Source organism: Bacteroides faecichinchillae JCM 17102, from assembly GCF_000614145.1.
GTDB classification, from domain to species: Bacteria; Bacteroidota; Bacteroidia; order Bacteroidales; family Bacteroidaceae; genus Bacteroides; species Bacteroides faecichinchillae.
Genome location: NZ_BAKK01000067.1, coordinates 1 through 15,571, shown reverse-complemented (window position 1 = coordinate 15,571; position 15,571 = coordinate 1). Strand labels below are relative to the sequence as shown.

The window sequence follows — 15,571 nt, the reverse complement described above, 5'->3', positions numbered from 1 at the left end:
GGAGAGAATGATTTTGAATATTTAAATAAATAATAGGATAATGAAACGTGTAATCTTGTTGTTGGCAATTGCCTTGATAGGTGTTTCACAAGAACTCTGGGCACAAAAGGCAGCGATAAAGACCAATCTATTTTCTGATGTTTTTTTAAATGTCAATCTTGGGATGGAGGTAGGTCTCGCACCCAAATGGACGATTGATTTTACGGGAGAACTCAACGCTTGGACGCTATCGCACAATAGGCGATGGAAACACTGGGTTCTACAACCCGAAGTTCGGTATTGGTTTTGCGATCGTTTCTCCGGACATTTCCTTGGTACACATATACATGGGGGGAAGTATAACATCGGAGGATTTAACGGACGTGCCCATTTCTTGGGTACCGATGCGCGGAAGTTGAAGGATGCCCGTTACCAAGGTTGGTTTATAGGTGCCGGTGTGGCATACGGTTACGCATGGATATTGAACCGCCATTGGAACTTGGAAGCAGAAATAGGGCTCGGCTATTCCTACACCCGCTACGATAAATACCCATGTGCGAAGTGTGGGACAAAACTTGAAACAAACAAGCCGCATCATTACGTAGGTCCCACCAAAGCGGCCATCAACTTAGTTTACCTGTTTTAAAGCACAATGAACATGAAAAGAACGATATTTATATTAGTAGCCCTGCTGGGATTGGGAAGCATGTCAGGAGTGGCAGCACAGAAAGTGAAAGACATCATCCCTGGCGTTTCCATCAATCACTTTAAGATGGAGCGTAATGGCAAATACCTTACCGTGGAAATGAGTGTGAACTTGACAGCGCTCAACGTGGAAGCTAATCGGGCCGTATTGCTCACACCTCGTTTAGTCAATGGAACAGATTCGCTCGATCTACCGTCTATTGGGATTTACGGGCGTAAACGATATTACTACTATGTACGAAACGGGATAGGTAGTATATCAGGGACGAACGAAGCAATTTGGCAAGCCTCAAAAATACCGAACAATATAGACTATCATAATTCCATTATTTACAAGGAATGGATGGACGGAGCCACACTTAAGTTTCATCGAAGCGACTGGGGATGTTGCCACGAAATACTGGCGGAATACGAAAACCTGCTGGGACAACACAACGAAACCTTCTTTCCTGAACTGGTATTCGTGCGTCCTGAAGCCGAACTGATGAAAAGCCGCTCGCTGTCTGGTTCGGCATTTATTGACTTCCCCGTGAATAAAACGGTAATTTATCCCGAGTACCGTCGTAACACGGTGGAACTCGGCAAAATAGAGGCCACTATTGATTCCGTACGTAATGACAAAGATGTGTCTATTATTTCCGTTTGGCTCAAGGGATATGCTTCGCCCGAAAGCCCCTATACACACAACCGCGATCTAGCGATAGGGCGTACTGAGTCGCTCAAGGAACATATACGGAGATTATACAATTTTGCCGATGACATTATTGTCACGGAACACGAACCGGAAGACTGGGAAGGGTTACGGCGTTATGTGGAAAGTTCCAATATCAATCATCGTGCAGAGATACTCGAGATGATCGACAGCGACCTTGAACCGGATGCGAAAGAGGCAAAAATCAAACGTACTTATCCGGAAGAATATCGTTTTCTGTTACAGCATTGCTACCCGGCGTTACGCCACACGGATTACCGCATCGATTATAACATACGCAGCTACAACGATGTGGAAGAGATTAAACGCGTCCTGAAGGAACGACCGCAGAATTTGAGCTTGAACGAATTCTATCTTGTCGCAAGCACACACGAACCAGGTACAACGGAATTTACCGACGTATTTGAAACAGCGGTTCGTATGTTCCCGAACGACAAGATTGCCAATCTGAATGCTGCCAATGCCGCCATACGACAGGACGATCACAAAGCCGCACGCCGCTATCTTGACAAGGCGGGCGATTCGGCAGAAGCCGCCTACGCACGAGGTGCGCTTGCCATACGTGAAAAGGATTACAAGACAGCAGCGATGTATTTAGGAAAAGCCCGTAAAATGGGACTTGAAAAGGCAGTAACTACCTTGGCCGAATTGACGGAAAGAGGATATACGGAATAATCAAATAAAATCAATTTTAAATAGTTATAATTATGAAAAAGAGAAAATTGTACCAGTTTGTTGCAGCCGCTCTTACTTTAGCGTTTGTCGGGTGCAGTCATCAAGAACTGACAGATGGGAATCCAGGAACAGGAGGAAATAACTCAAAAGACGCCGTATACATGAATGTGACGGTACAACTCCCCGTGCCAGGAATAGGAACCAGGAGTAAAACCAATTCTGATGATAAAGCTGATTATGGAACAAGTACAGACGGTACCGAAGTCGGTCAAGACCGCGAAAACAGAGTAAATTCTGTCCTTCTGGTGTTGGCAGATAAGGACAATAAGTTAATTGGTTGCGCAAAAAAATCCGAAAGCCTTGTAACAGAAAAAGACGGAAAAATAACTACCGTTCAGTCTATCTCGAAATCTGTCCTCTCGGAGTATTATGGAGATAATGGTATACTTGAAGAAAATAAACAAAATATAAATGTATTCGTATTCTGTAATCCGACCGCTGCTTTGAGAGAAATTTTCGAAGGATTGTCAATAGGAGACAATACTTGGTATAATCAAGTCTGCTCCATATCAGAGAATCCAAATGGGGCAAGCGACAACGCAGCCATCTGGGGCGGTCCTGACCATCAAGGCGGTTTCCTGATGTCTTCATCCAAAATTTCCACGAAGAAGTTTCCGGCAAAATTTTCTGACTGGGATGACTTTACCACGATGACTAACCCGTTTAAGCTTTCTGGGAATAATCCTACTATAGGCGGTAGTACAGATGCTGGAATAGATAATAGCGATGCCATTAAGGTGGAGCGTTCCGTTGCTCGTTTCGATTTCAAAGACGGTTCCGAACTTGGCCAGAACACATACAATGTCGTAAAAGATCCAAAGGACGATGAAGATAAAAAATACATCATGCAAATTCAGCTCCAGAAGATGGCACTTGTTAACATGAGCAAGAATTTCTATTACCTGCGCCGCGTATCGGATAACGGGTTGAGTAGTAATGCTACACTTTGTGGAACCGAAACTTCTACCAATTACGTAGTGGATACTGATGCTGCCGACAAGAACGACGGAAGCATCATAAAGGAGAAAAAATATGCAAACTATTTCAATTTCTGTCTTGGGAATTCTACTACCAACTGGACCATCGATGCCAAGGCCCGCGACCAATGGTTTACCTCCAAGATTTCAGATGTTCTTAACGGTGATCGTGATGATGATACTGGTTGGAATCCAAGTGGAAGCAAAGGCGATTATAAAATCTGGCGTTATGTCACTGAAAATACCATCCCCGGTGCAACTTCTAACCAACAGAACGGTATTTCCACCGGTATTGTGTTCAAGGGTAAAATGATTGCCCCCGAAGGTGCTACGGGTACATTGGCAGATGCTCTTAAAAACGCTAGCGGAGATGCAGCTGCAGATCCTATCCTTTATACTTACGGTAATAGCATCTATGTGACTTGGAAAGAAGTCCGTGCAATGGCTATAAGTCAAGGACCAGGCAGCCCGATGTACACAGCCGCTTTCGGAAATACAACAACTGTTCCTGTAGCAGAAAAGGCTGAGGCTGAAGGTGTTGATGCAGTTACTGCCGTTTACAGTACCGATGAAAAAAGCGCGGACTACAAATGGAACATCTGGCACAATAATATTAATGGTGGTAAAACTGATGCAAACTTGACACTATTCAAAGCTGCCGCGACGGAAGTCGGGTTCACCCTCTACGAGTCGAGTACCGATGAAGGAGTTCACGGATATTACTGCTATTATTTCTACTGGAACCGTCACAACGACAATGGTAATAACGGTGTCATGGGTCCTATGGAGTTCGGTGTAGTACGCAACAACGTGTATAAATTGGCGGTAACCAGTATCCGCAAACTTGGTCACCCACGTATATCGGAGAACGATCCCGATCCTGTTGACCCGGATGATCCGGATGAAGAAGGAAACGTTTACCTGAGTGTGTCCGTCGAGGTATTACCTTGGGTGGTTCGCATAAATAATATCGACTTTTAAAAGGTAACAAATGCGAAGTAGCAAACGAAATATCATATCAAGACTCATGGGTGCGGCGTTATACGTCGCCTCCATAAGTTTTGCTTTCTCGTCCTGCGAACGCATATATGATGATCTGGCACCTTGTCCGTACGGAGTATCCCTGCGCTTTGTTTACGACTATAATATGTTGTATGCAAATGCTTTTCCGTCGAGTGTGGACTGTCTGACACTTTACATCTATGATGGCAATGGCAACTATGTGGATACCAAGATCGTGACAGGCACCGAATTGCAGGACGAAAACTACCGGATGACTTTGGACTTGGAAGAGGGGAGCTATCATTTTGTCGCCTATGGCGGGCTTGCTTGCGAGGAAAAGACCTTTTCAGTGCTCCAAGAGCCCTCTCTCGGAAATATGTATACAGACTTGTGTGTAGGGATGGACATCCACCGCATTTCTGCCCCTATTCCCGCTGAAAGACGTCTACACAATATGTTTTGGGGCGAGTTGACTCTGACGAGTACCGAACTCTACAACGAGGGTACCGTAAAGATGATGAAAAACACGAACAACATCCGCATCGTGCTTCAGCAACTTAACGGAAAGCCTGTACATGCCGAAGATTTCGAATTTGCCATAACGGACGACAACACGCTTTTTGGGTATGACAATGACCTGATCGCTAACGGAACGATAACCTATCTTCCCTGGGCGTCCGGTGAGGCGATAGCAGGGATTTCCGGCAATGGGGAGAATGAAGGCGAACCCGTGATAGTGGCCTATTCGGAATTTTCTACATCCCGTCTGATGACGAAGAATTCCCCTAAACTGGTCATCAAGCTGAAGGACGACGGAAAGGAAATCGTGAATATTCCTCTTAACGACTATCTTCTTCTGCTTAAAAGCGAATTATACGCTAAGATGAAACCGCAGGAGTTTCTCGACAGAGAAAGCGTCTGGTCTCTGGTGTTCTTCCTCGGAAGCGATATGAACTGGATAAGGACGCATATCAAAATTAATGATTGGATAGTGAGAATCAATAACGCTGAGATGTAACATGAAACGATTGGCTTCATCCATCATACTGTGTTCATTGCTGCTGTTTTGTGCGTGCGAATCCGCCATCGAAAATGGTGACGGAAGCAATGAAAAGATACTGCTTGTCAATTTGGACATTAGTGTCGCGCTGTCTGACGTTTCGGATGCACTAACCAGAACAGCAAAATATGCAGATGCGGCAAATGAAAATGAGAAGATGCACATGTTGCGTATTGTCATCGTGCGCCCTGACCAGACGGTAGAGGCAAACCGGTTGATAGACCTCAGGGCTGCCGTATCCTTAAAGCACGAAATGGAGCGATTCAAGGTTTTCGGTAACGAAAAGAAGTGTATATACCTGTTTGTCAATGAAAGTACTACAGTTACTGATAAGAATAACCTTCCACGTAAATTGGTTGGTTTTGACTTAGGTAAAATCGAGGTCGGAGGCTATTTCCCGAAAGATGACATAGAGGAATTGAAAATAAATTTGGAAGATGACATGGAACAGATTGAGGGACCTTTACCTATGAGCGAACGACACGAATATTTTGTCAATGAGGAGCCCGAGCAATCATGCAGCCTTTTCGTGACAAGGGCGGCAGTCAAGTTCACGTTTCACATCATCAACAATAGCAGCAAAAGTATAACTTTTGACGGGCTTACGATAGAGAAAATGGCCCACAAGGAGTGGTATATACCCCGGGCGATTTATGGTAAACGTGATGAGACCACTGGGCAACAGGAGATTACGGAATACGAAGTCCCGGCCGACGTCGGATATTATGTCTATAGCACGAATACGTCTGTTCCGAATGGCGTGACAGTGGATGCCAGCAAGGAGACGGTACTAACGCCAATTTATCTTCTGGAAGGCAAATATACCGATGATATGGATTCACGTAATTATTCCATGAATATAAGCTTGGACAATATTACGAGGAAGCACTACTTCCCGGAGTTACAGACACTGCCAAGGAACACACATGTGGTGGTGCATATCACCTACGACGAGGATGCGAAGGTCACATGCGAAGCGGATGTTATTCCATACAGTGAGGTAATCCTTGAACCGGAATTCGGTTTGTAAAACAATAAATAGAAGTATATGAACCATTTTGTACGATATATCATTCTCTTACTATTGATTCTAACCGTTACAGGTTGCCATGACGAATTCATGAAAAAAGAGATCATAGGCGAAGGTAAGGCAAGGGTATCCGCCACGCTGGATTTCAAACCCATGTCCTCGGCACTTACCCAGACACGGACTGCCGGGGATGCTTTAAAGGATATTAACAGTCTGCATGTATTGTTGTATGACGGGAATACAAAGGAGCTGAAAAGAAACTGGGAGATAGCCAAAGATAAATATACCGTATTCGATGAAAACCGTACAAACGCAGATGCGGAAAACGGGAATAGCGCGGAAACAACCACGAAACACGCTACCTTAGAATTGCCAGAAGAAATTGACTTCGGCCAGTATTATATGTATGCCGTGGCGAATATTCCTGACTTGCTTACAAACTCGAGTTATTCTGAAGCCATAAAAACGGTGGACGGGCTCAAGAGTATTCCTCTCACATGGGATTTCGAAGACATGACCGCCAATGGGCAGATGATAGGCTATTTCACGAAGACTTCCGCTATCCAGCCGGAGAATGAAGCTATAGTATTGAATAAAAATAGCATGAATCTCCATGCATGGCTACGTCGTGCAGCATCTAAAGTGACCGTGGCATTTGACGGTTCGAAGTTGAAAGAGGGTGTCTTCATCTATATTCAGTCGGTGCAGATTAAAGATATTCCTTCACAATGCTATTTGGGGAAAACCAATAACGTAGGCAAAGAAGGATACACCTTGGATACACCGAAGAGCGGGCCGGAAATGCCTGATGGGGAAATCATTATTTACCACGAAGGGCATGAGACGGATGATTTTGAGTACGGAGAGGACTGTGCAGACCATCGTGTCACGGTAGGCGCTCCCTATTTGGGATCTCACAAGGAAACGGATCCAGCGTTATATTTTTACGAAAATATGCAGGGAGCTGGGGCCAACATGCCCGACAAGCGACAGGACGCGAATCACGACGGTTCGCTTGACCACCCGGGCCTGCCTGGCGACGAGGGCTACCGTCTAAAAGATGACGTACCCTACGGCACGTATATAGAGGTGCAGGCGCACTACATATCCAACAATTCCGAGCGGCTCGGCAACGGGCACATAGTATATCGTTTCATGCTGGGGCAGGACGTGATAAAAGACTATGATGCTAAACGCAACTGCCACTACAAGCTGACGCTAAAATTCAACAAATTCGCCAACGAGGCAGATTGGCATATCGAGTATGAAGAACCAGAGCCAGGAGTGATGACTCCTGAACCTTATTATATTTCCTACCTGTACAACCACTCCATGATGTACCCTTTCAAGGTGAACACAGGAGGTAGGAAAATCGAGAAAATTACGGCTGAGATCATCGAGAACCCTTGGGCCCCCTACAATGCCGGTTCCGATGTTTATTACACGCCTGAGGATAAAGGAACCACGGAACTCTATAATGGATTTCTGTCATTACATAAAACGATTGAGACAGTTCTTCAGGTTCCTTCGGGATCCGTTCCCTTGCCTCAATACAACAAGCCTTACTACGAAAGCGCTCCAAAACGAGGCGTGCGAGAATATACGGACTTTACGGAAGGAGAGCATCTTACACCGAGCGTAGAAGGCCTAGACAAATATGAAGAAGACAAGTATTGTGTGGAGAGACATAAGACGGAAGCGAACACGTACAACATATACATTCCCATGTACACCAGGGCCAAACAGATGATAATAACGACAGGATACACGGGGAACAATCCTTACGTGGCGTACCAGCGAAAAGCGAGAGTTAAGATCACAACCAAGTTGGAAGGACTGGATCCTTTTGTGAACATCGTACCGATATACCAGGTTCGTCGTGTCGTGAATCCAAAGGGGATTTACCGCTCCGCTGGAAATAACAAGTCCTTTCATGTGGTGCTGAAACGATTGCCGGGAGAGGATGAGACCAAGTTCACGACATTCCAGTCGGAAGGTCCTTGGAAAGCCTATGTCATTAAGAGAACGAACGGAGATGGTATCACACTTTCAGCGACACTGGGAAAATCAGAGTTAAAAAATGATCCAAAATACGGAAGCGCCATACATGGCAAGACCGGTAGTGTAATTGATTTCAACGTGGATTTCTCCGGAACTTCCTCTGCGGAGAACCGATACGCCATTATACGTGTGGAATATCACAATTATACCTGCCAACACTTGATTTTCGTAAGGCAGGGTGACACTCCTGACGATTTGGTTCCAGGTGGAACGAAATGGTATGCCAAGAACATGAGGACCAAGTCGTTGTTGGCTTCCAACCCTTTGGACGAGGGTTCGTTGTTCAAGTTCGGGAACTGGAATGATCCAATAGACGCACTAAGCAATAAAAATCCGAAAGAACAGTGGGTAAACGTTCAGGCAGAAGATTTTAAGGTATATCCCGAAGATGGTTTTATCATTGCGGGAACTACGACGACAAAGAAGTGGGAAGAAATTTCCTCCCTTGGGAGCAACCAAGCATTTGGCGATCCCGAGATAAATGATGCCAGGGTGGCCACGTATGAAGATTTCTGGGAATTGAGAAGTCATAGTAATATAGAGCAAGGATATGGTGTCCTGTACGGAGATGACGCCACGAAAACGGCCGATGATATCGAAGATGTTTACGGCTATGACTATAAGAATACGAAGGGGCGTGGGATGAGAGGCTGTTTCGTGTATAATAGCGATACGGGCAAGAACCTCTTCTTTCCTATTGGTGCTTCCGGTTACGGACACAGGAAACAAAGCTACACAGCCAAATGGGGTGATTCGGAAACACTCAACGGTGTGTTAAGATACGCCACGGGTCGAACTAAATTATATGCTGACCCTATCGGTCGTCCATTGTTTTACGACCTGTACAAAAGGCCTGGTGCCATATATTGGTATAATAATCAAGTGCCAGGAGCAAATGTAGAAGGGACGGATGAAAACTGTTTGGGGTGGGATATCAACTATTTCACTTTCGATTTCAATTTTATTGGCACAGGAAATTTGATCAAGTCCGACGGTTCTGACGCCTGCTTCGTGCGTTGCGTGAAAAAATAATCATGAGAGGTGAACAGAAGTTCGCCTGTGAACGAAATAAGCAAATCTCACTATCGTCCGACATTGGAACTGTATTATTCTACCAATTTGACGATAAAAGGAACTTGCAAACAATAGCTTGCGGTGGTAGCGTTCAGGTCATACCTCAAACGCTACCACCGCAAACTATTGTTTGTCAGATATGGTATTGAGATTTCTCCCGGGAAGGCAGCGTACACCAATACAAACTAATATTCTTATTGAACAAACATAAAGCTTTACATTATTTACAAGACATGTCTGTTCTACTTTCTTCATGAAATAAACACTGCTCCTTGTGCTATCACATCTGGAATTATTCACATTAAACTACAGCAGGTTCATGAATTGTCCATTAGTATACCTTAAGTTCAATTAAAAGAGAAACACATGAAACCAATAATATCAATTGGCTATTGCATGATACCCTTACAACTTGCTAAATATAAATCAAATAACTACCTTTGCAACCATAGAGTTTGATATTTCACCAGGACTTTATTAAAAGAGCATCAATTTATTGAAAATAAGTGGTCTAGATGGGAAAAACTTTAAGATTAATAAGATATAATACATCATTCCTATTCTGGTTAATGTTGCTTCTCTCTTGTTCCTGTACCCCGACAAAAGAAAAACAACAACAGAATGTTGCGTACATAGATTCAATAAGACCAACTACCTCTATTCCTCTAGAAAACACCTCAACTAAAAGTCAGACAGCAGTAACACTTGATTCTCTAGGATTTGTGAATATCTCCGAATTAGATCCGACCATTCACATCGAATTAATGTATACTCGCTCAGACAACTTCACAGGAGAAATACTCTACGATGACCTGAAAGAAGCTTATCTTCACCCGGATGCAGCACACGCTCTTATGCAGGCACAAAAAGAGCTCAAACAGTTATATCCATCATACAGCCTCATCATATACGATGCAGCACGCCCAATGTCTGTGCAAAAGAAAATGTGGAATGTAGTAAAAGGCACTTCTAAATTCAAATACGTATCCAACCCGAATCATGGAGGTGGACTACATAATTATGGACTTGCGGTAGACATCAGTATACTGGATTCTTTGGGGAATCCACTACCAATGGGAACCAAAGTAGATCATCTCGGCTTCGAAGCAAACATTACACAGGAAAATGAATTAGTACATACAGGAAAAATAAGTGAAAACGAACGGCAAAACCGGATATTATTAAGAACAGTTATGAAAAAAGCAGGATTCCGCCCACTACCAAGCGAATGGTGGCATTTCAATTTCTGCAGTAGGGACGAAGCCAAGCGGAAATACAAACTGATTCCATAATAAATCGCAAACCATTATTTAGTTCTGAATACTGATAGTTATGATACAGATTTCTCCAGCAACTCAAGTATTTATTCACGAACATCAAGCAGATGATGTACGAACGTTGGCTTTACAAGCTAAGAAATATCCGAATGTAGATATGCCAATAGCTATTACCCAGATAGCAGGAAGGCAAATTGCAACAGAAAAGATTCCATCGTGGAAAAAAATAGATGATATATGGTACCCAAAACATCTATCATTAGAACAATGTTCTTCAGAAATTACAGCTCGTTATAAAGCTAAACTAATACAAGGCCAATCTTTGACTGATCTTACCGGTGGATTCGGCATCGATTGTTCGTTCCTTGCTGCAGGATTCAAGTCTGTTGTGTATATAGAGCGCCAAGAAGAGCTTTGTGAAATTGCGGCTCACAACTTCTCCATACTTGGTTTGAATCATATTAATATTAAAAATGAAGACGGAGTAGCCTATCTGAAAATGATGTCTCCAGTAGATTGTATTTTCCTTGATCCTGCCCGTCGCAACGAACATGGAGGAAAAACCGTAGCTATTTCCGATTGTGAACCCAATGTGTCCGAACTGGAACAACTTTTATTGGAGAAAGCGAACAAAGTTATGATTAAGCTCTCCCCTATGCTTGACCTATCCCTAGCATTGAAAGAACTACAACAGACCCAGGAAGTTCATATTATTTCCGTCAACAATGAATGTAAAGAACTCCTTCTAATTCTGGGACAAACACCAGCCAAAGAAGTTCCTATCCATTGTGTAAACTTCTCATCCAAAGGTGAACAAAAGTTCACCTTTACCCGCGAACAGGAACAACACAGCGAATGTACTTATACAGATATCCTTGCAGACTATCTCTATGAACCACATGCCTCACTACTGAAAGGAGGTGCTTATAAAAGTTTATCATCCGCCTATCATATCTCAAAACTTCATCCTAACAGTCATCTTTATACATCCGATATACTGATTGAAAACTTTCCCGGAAGAGTATTCCAAATTAAAGGATATTGCAGTTTTAATAAAAAAGAAATTAAAGCAACTTTAGGGCTTCTAGAGAAAGCCAATATCACGATTCGTAATTTTCCCGCTTCTGTTGCGGAACTCCGAAAACGGACCAAATTATCTGACGGAGGTTCCACTTACCTATTTGCAACCACTTCAAATAATGAAAAAAAACTTTTAATCCTGTGTGAGAAGGCCTTAATCAGCACAAACTTGAAAGGTATCAATTAGGGGAAGCATTAATTATTTATCTGTCTCTGTTTTTGTTTTCCCTCTCAAATCATCCTTAGGGATTGTTGTCTCATTACCATCACGTACAGCCATATAATGAGGTGACATAATCTCAACTCCTGCTTCATTAAACCGATCTTGAATATTCTGATACAAATCCGAATAGATTTTTGTCATCTTATCCGCTTCTTTAATATAAGCATTTACCTGATAGACCGGATACCAGTCACTCAATGAAGTCTCCAATACAAACGGGCGAGGATCATCCAAAACTCCGGGAGTATTTAATGCTGCATCTATCAGTAATTGATTAACCTTCCGCCAAGGGACATCATAACCAATCGAAACTTCCGAATGAATAATCAGACCATATTCACGTGCAGATGCGCTGTAATTTACCGTATGTGAAGACATTACAAACGAATTAGGAACAGTAACTATTTCATTCTTCGGTGTACGAATACGGGTGACCAGTGGCGTTTTCTCTATAATATCTCCGGTCGTATCATTCAGCTTAATGCGGTCACCCAACTTAAATGGACGCATATAAGTGATTACTAGTCCGGCAATAATATTCCCAATCACAGTAGTTGAGCCAAGTGAAACTATCAATCCGACAAATACGGATATTCCTTGAAAAACTCCAGTCTCGGATCCCGGTAAATATTTATATATCATGGCGATCATAAATGCATAAAGCAGGAAACGGACAATATGGAAAGTCGGCATTGCCCAGTCAGGATAGAAACCATTCAGTTTAAGATGTCCGGCTTCGACTTCATGTGCCAGATAACGGACAAAGCGAATTAAATATTTTATTGCATACCATATAACAATAATGGTAAAAAAGTCGGGAATATAGTCTACGATTCCTATCAATATTTTGCGGATGGGAGTCCAAATATAACCCAACAAACGATACGCCAGCCCTTCTGTTTGGGGAAAAATAATAAAAACCAGAGGAACGGTAAAGAGTAATTGAAGCCCCATGAGGATATAGCGACCGATATTCGCCGCAAAAACTAATAGATTTACTTCCTTTTGCGTATCCAACAATTCATATCCTTGTATAGAAACAGGTTTTAATCTGGTATCTTTTAAACGTAAAATACGGACTCTGAGTTTGCCAAACAGCCAAGTAGTCAGACGGAATAATAAGTATTGCCCTACTATCACTAATATAAAATAAAGAATACGTTTAGCCATCCGCCAAACGCCATGTTCCGCTTTCATGTCATGTAGTTTAGTAACCACCACGTCACGTCTCTCTTTTGCCAGTGAGTCACGAGAGACTCCTTCCCACAAAGCATCCTGATCGGTAAGAGATAGCAAAACCTTATTACCATACATAAGATCGGAAACGATGTCCGAGTGATCAATTGAAACAGAATCCGGACGAAGATTAAAACGTCTTCCAAGTTCGTCAATCGCTGTTCCAGTCATTTGCGCCCGTTGCTGCGGAGTATAACCTCCACGTTTTGTATAAAGATAGAACAATGTATCTCCATCTGCCACCACAGGTATTCCTCTCGTAAACTTGCGCAATGAATCAATACGCAACCTCTGTTGAGCAAATTTCACCGAATCGGCAGATGCCATTTGGAGTCTCATTTGCTCTACTTCCATTCGCATATTTGCTTCGCTTAGACGGGCTTCGTCTAAAGATTTTTGTAAATTGGCTAATTGAATAGAATCCGAGTCTTTTTTCAATGAGGTATCAGATGTTACTACAGTATCCCTCAATAATATGTTCTTAACTGTTTCCTTAAGCTGTGCTTGTGCATTTACTGTTCCAAGAGCTATCAGGAGCAATAGCCAATATCGTTTTAAACATTTCAGTTTCATACAAAATATTTCAGTTTATATAAGCGTATAATCTTACTTTTTATTGAACATACAAACATACATATTGTTTTTAATATATCATCTCAAAGAATCACTATCTTTGCCACAAAATGGAGAAATTATGAATATATTACTACTTATTGGGGGACTACTTCTGATTCTCCTGGGAGCCAACGGGCTAACAGACGGAGCAGCTTCAGTAGCTAAGAGCTTCCGCATTCCATCGATTGTCATCGGTCTTACTATTGTTGCCTTCGGAACTTCCGCACCGGAACTGACTGTCAGTGTCGCTTCTGCTCTCAAAGGAAGTGCAGATATTGCCATTGGTAACGTGGTGGGAAGTAATGTCTTCAACACATTAATGATTGTAGGTTGTACAGCATTAGTAGCCCCGATTGTCATCACTCGAAATACACTGAAAAAAGAGATTCCACTCTGTATTCTTTCTTCCATTGTATTATTGATTTGCGCCAATGATATTTTTCTGAATAAAGCTACTGAAAATATCCTAGATAGAGTAGACGGATTACTGTTACTTTGCTTTTTCGCCATCTTTATGGGATATACGTTTGCAATTGCTTTCCCTACAAAACCTTCTGGTGAACAGTCAATAGAACCAGCAACAACTACAAGAGAAGATGAGATCAAACTACTTCCATGGTGGAAATCCACTATTTACATTATCGGCGGTTTAGCCGCCCTTATCTTCGGTGGACAAATCTTTGTGAATGGAGCTACAGGAATTGCCCGTAACATGGGAATCAGTGAATCAATTATTGGATTGACTTTAGTAGCCGGAGGAACTTCCCTACCCGAACTTGCCACTTCCATTGTGGCCGCTATAAAAAAGAATCCGGAAATTGCTATCGGTAATGTCATCGGTAGTAACCTTTTCAATATCTTCTTTGTATTGGGATGTAGTGCCACTATTACTCCCCTTCACCTGAACGGTATTACCAATTTCGATCTCTTTGTATTAGTTGGTTCCAGTCTTCTGCTTTGGTTGCTTGGACTCTTTTTTGCCAAACGAACTATTACCCGGATAGAAGGAGGAATTTTAGTATTAGCTTACATTATTTATACAGTTCTGCTCATTCGCTCTGTATAAAGGACAACATTCAAAAGAACATTTAAACAACCATTTGCAGGATAAAGCACACTAAGGTTGTGCCACTTTATTGGCACAACTGTGCCAAAGAGATGAAACGGTCGTGCCACACCGATGGCACAACCATGCCAATAAGGAGGCACAGGTCCGGTAACTGATTATAAAGAAAGTAATCCTTATTTTATAGGTGAATTGAAATGATAATACATTCCCAGCCAATCATACGGACTGGAAGTAATCACTCTCGGATCATTAATAAACTTCAAAAAATCATCGGTCGCCGGATGTCCTTTATAAGGAGTAAAAAAGCCTTGTACACTGTTACGCCATACTGCAACATAAGCCAGTTTAATAGGTTCACCCGAATAACCGTACAGGGTTTTCACTGTTACGCCCCGGCGGCTAAGCCGGGCGGCATACTCAGGAAGGAGCGCCTCAAGTTCAAGCTGGCGTTGTAACGGAACTCTGTTGCGGCCAACACATTCGGAGAACATCTTCTGGATGCGCGCGGAAGGCATGGCGGCCAGTTCCTTTATCGGTATACCACACTCTTGAAACAGGCGCACATATCTGCGCACCGTGTTGCAGGACAGCTCAAAGCTCCTGCTTATCTGCTTTATCCCCATCCCCAATGCGTAACATTGGAGAATGTTTGCTATCTTTGTTGTCATAGTAGAAATGATTTTATACCACCGGTCAAGACGGGAATCAAATCTACGAAAAATACCCTGCCGGACAT

13 protein-coding genes are annotated in these 15,571 nt (G+C 42.8%); 10 read left to right on the top strand and 3 right to left on the bottom strand.

Annotation, left to right across the window (positions count from 1 at the left end; translation table 11 throughout):
• Nucleotides 1-40 precede the first annotated feature (40 nt).
• From JCM17102_RS19480 to JCM17102_RS19460, 5 genes are read left to right on the top strand one after another with little or no spacing between them, the layout of a single operon-like run.
• Nucleotides 41-625 (top strand): DUF3575 domain-containing protein, encoded by a 585-nt coding sequence (locus JCM17102_RS19480; protein ID WP_025076384.1) that lies wholly within the window; start codon nucleotides 41-43, stop codon nucleotides 623-625.
• A gap of 12 nt (nucleotides 626-637) precedes the next feature.
• Nucleotides 638-2,071, top strand: a complete 1,434-nt coding sequence (locus tag JCM17102_RS19475) for a DUF3868 domain-containing protein (RefSeq protein ID WP_025076383.1) — start codon at nucleotides 638-640, stop codon at nucleotides 2,069-2,071.
• Between the two features lie 32 nt (nucleotides 2,072-2,103).
• Nucleotides 2,104-4,089: an Mfa1 family fimbria major subunit gene (locus tag JCM17102_RS19470; protein WP_025076382.1), complete on the top strand. Its 1,986-nt coding sequence runs from the start codon at nucleotides 2,104-2,106 to the stop codon at nucleotides 4,087-4,089.
• 46 nt (nucleotides 4,090-4,135) lie between these two features.
• Complete coding sequence (locus JCM17102_RS19465; RefSeq protein ID WP_245798441.1) at nucleotides 4,136-5,128, top strand: FimB/Mfa2 family fimbrial subunit; 993 nt, start codon at nucleotides 4,136-4,138, stop codon at nucleotides 5,126-5,128.
• A gap of 1 nt (nucleotide 5,129) precedes the next feature.
• Nucleotides 5,130-6,200, top strand: coding sequence for a hypothetical protein (locus tag JCM17102_RS19460; protein ID WP_025076380.1), 1,071 nt, complete (start codon nucleotides 5,130-5,132; stop codon nucleotides 6,198-6,200).
• Nucleotides 6,201-6,739: 539 nt separating this feature from the next.
• On the opposite strand, the gene JCM17102_RS32025 is transcribed toward JCM17102_RS19460, so the two are convergent.
• Nucleotides 6,740-6,889, bottom strand: a complete 150-nt coding sequence (locus JCM17102_RS32025; RefSeq protein ID WP_275564446.1) for a hypothetical protein — start codon at nucleotides 6,887-6,889, stop codon at nucleotides 6,740-6,742.
• A gap of 112 nt (nucleotides 6,890-7,001) precedes the next feature.
• On the opposite strand from JCM17102_RS32025, the gene JCM17102_RS19455 reads away from it, so the two are divergent.
• The 4 genes from JCM17102_RS19455 (at nucleotide 7,002) to JCM17102_RS19440 (ending at nucleotide 11,879) form a co-directional block, all read left to right on the top strand.
• Nucleotides 7,002-9,293, top strand: coding sequence for a DUF4906 domain-containing protein (locus JCM17102_RS19455; protein WP_275564445.1), 2,292 nt, complete (start codon nucleotides 7,002-7,004; stop codon nucleotides 9,291-9,293).
• Nucleotides 9,294-9,295: 2 nt separating this feature from the next.
• Nucleotides 9,296-9,484, top strand: coding sequence for a hypothetical protein (locus tag JCM17102_RS19450; protein ID WP_033887134.1), 189 nt, complete (start codon nucleotides 9,296-9,298; stop codon nucleotides 9,482-9,484).
• A 366-nt stretch (nucleotides 9,485-9,850) separates the two neighbouring features.
• Nucleotides 9,851-10,627, top strand: coding sequence for a M15 family metallopeptidase (locus tag JCM17102_RS19445; protein WP_025076377.1), 777 nt, complete (start codon nucleotides 9,851-9,853; stop codon nucleotides 10,625-10,627).
• A gap of 40 nt (nucleotides 10,628-10,667) precedes the next feature.
• A complete protein-coding gene (locus JCM17102_RS19440; RefSeq protein ID WP_025076376.1) occupies nucleotides 10,668-11,879 on the top strand; it encodes a THUMP-like domain-containing protein in 1,212 nt (403 codons plus the stop codon).
• A 12-nt stretch (nucleotides 11,880-11,891) separates the two neighbouring features.
• Here the strand turns inward: JCM17102_RS19440 and JCM17102_RS19435 are convergent, their stop codons facing one another.
• The gene (locus tag JCM17102_RS19435) at nucleotides 11,892-13,724 is read right to left on the bottom strand and encodes a mechanosensitive ion channel family protein (RefSeq protein WP_025076375.1); all 1,833 of its coding nucleotides are present in this window, start codon (nucleotides 13,722-13,724) and stop codon (nucleotides 11,892-11,894) included.
• A 121-nt stretch (nucleotides 13,725-13,845) separates the two neighbouring features.
• Between JCM17102_RS19435 and JCM17102_RS19430 the strand changes: the two genes are divergently transcribed.
• Nucleotides 13,846-14,832 (top strand): calcium/sodium antiporter, encoded by a 987-nt coding sequence (locus tag JCM17102_RS19430; RefSeq protein ID WP_025076374.1) that lies wholly within the window; start codon nucleotides 13,846-13,848, stop codon nucleotides 14,830-14,832.
• Nucleotides 14,833-15,008: 176 nt separating this feature from the next.
• Here the strand turns inward: JCM17102_RS19430 and JCM17102_RS32020 are convergent.
• Nucleotides 15,009-15,571, bottom strand: a 563-nt coding sequence (locus JCM17102_RS32020) for a hypothetical protein (protein ID WP_306302491.1), incomplete at its 5' end; no start/stop codon positions are given.

What these genes read in the sequence shown, in the direction of transcription:
- JCM17102_RS19480 (WP_025076384.1), top strand. Translation starts at nt 41, where the DNA reads ATGAAACGTGTAATCTTGTTGTTGGCAATTGCCTTGATAGGTGTTTCA.
- JCM17102_RS19475 (WP_025076383.1), top strand. Translation starts at nt 638, where the DNA reads ATGAAAAGAACGATATTTATATTAGTAGCCCTGCTGGGATTGGGAAGC.
- JCM17102_RS19470 (WP_025076382.1), top strand. Translation starts at nt 2,104, where the DNA reads ATGAAAAAGAGAAAATTGTACCAGTTTGTTGCAGCCGCTCTTACTTTA.
- JCM17102_RS19465 (WP_245798441.1), top strand. Translation starts at nt 4,136, where the DNA reads ATGGGTGCGGCGTTATACGTCGCCTCCATAAGTTTTGCTTTCTCGTCC.
- JCM17102_RS19460 (WP_025076380.1), top strand. Translation starts at nt 5,130, where the DNA reads ATGAAACGATTGGCTTCATCCATCATACTGTGTTCATTGCTGCTGTTT.
- JCM17102_RS32025 (WP_275564446.1), bottom strand. Translation starts at nt 6,889, where the DNA reads ATGAAGACACCCTCTTTCAACTTCGAACCGTCAAATGCCACGGTCACT.
- JCM17102_RS19455 (WP_275564445.1), top strand. Translation starts at nt 7,002, where the DNA reads ATGCCTGATGGGGAAATCATTATTTACCACGAAGGGCATGAGACGGAT.
- JCM17102_RS19450 (WP_033887134.1), top strand. Translation starts at nt 9,296, where the DNA reads ATGAGAGGTGAACAGAAGTTCGCCTGTGAACGAAATAAGCAAATCTCA.
- JCM17102_RS19445 (WP_025076377.1), top strand. Translation starts at nt 9,851, where the DNA reads ATGGGAAAAACTTTAAGATTAATAAGATATAATACATCATTCCTATTC.
- JCM17102_RS19440 (WP_025076376.1), top strand. Translation starts at nt 10,668, where the DNA reads ATGATACAGATTTCTCCAGCAACTCAAGTATTTATTCACGAACATCAA.
- JCM17102_RS19435 (WP_025076375.1), bottom strand. Translation starts at nt 13,724, where the DNA reads ATGAAACTGAAATGTTTAAAACGATATTGGCTATTGCTCCTGATAGCT.
- JCM17102_RS19430 (WP_025076374.1), top strand. Translation starts at nt 13,846, where the DNA reads ATGAATATATTACTACTTATTGGGGGACTACTTCTGATTCTCCTGGGA.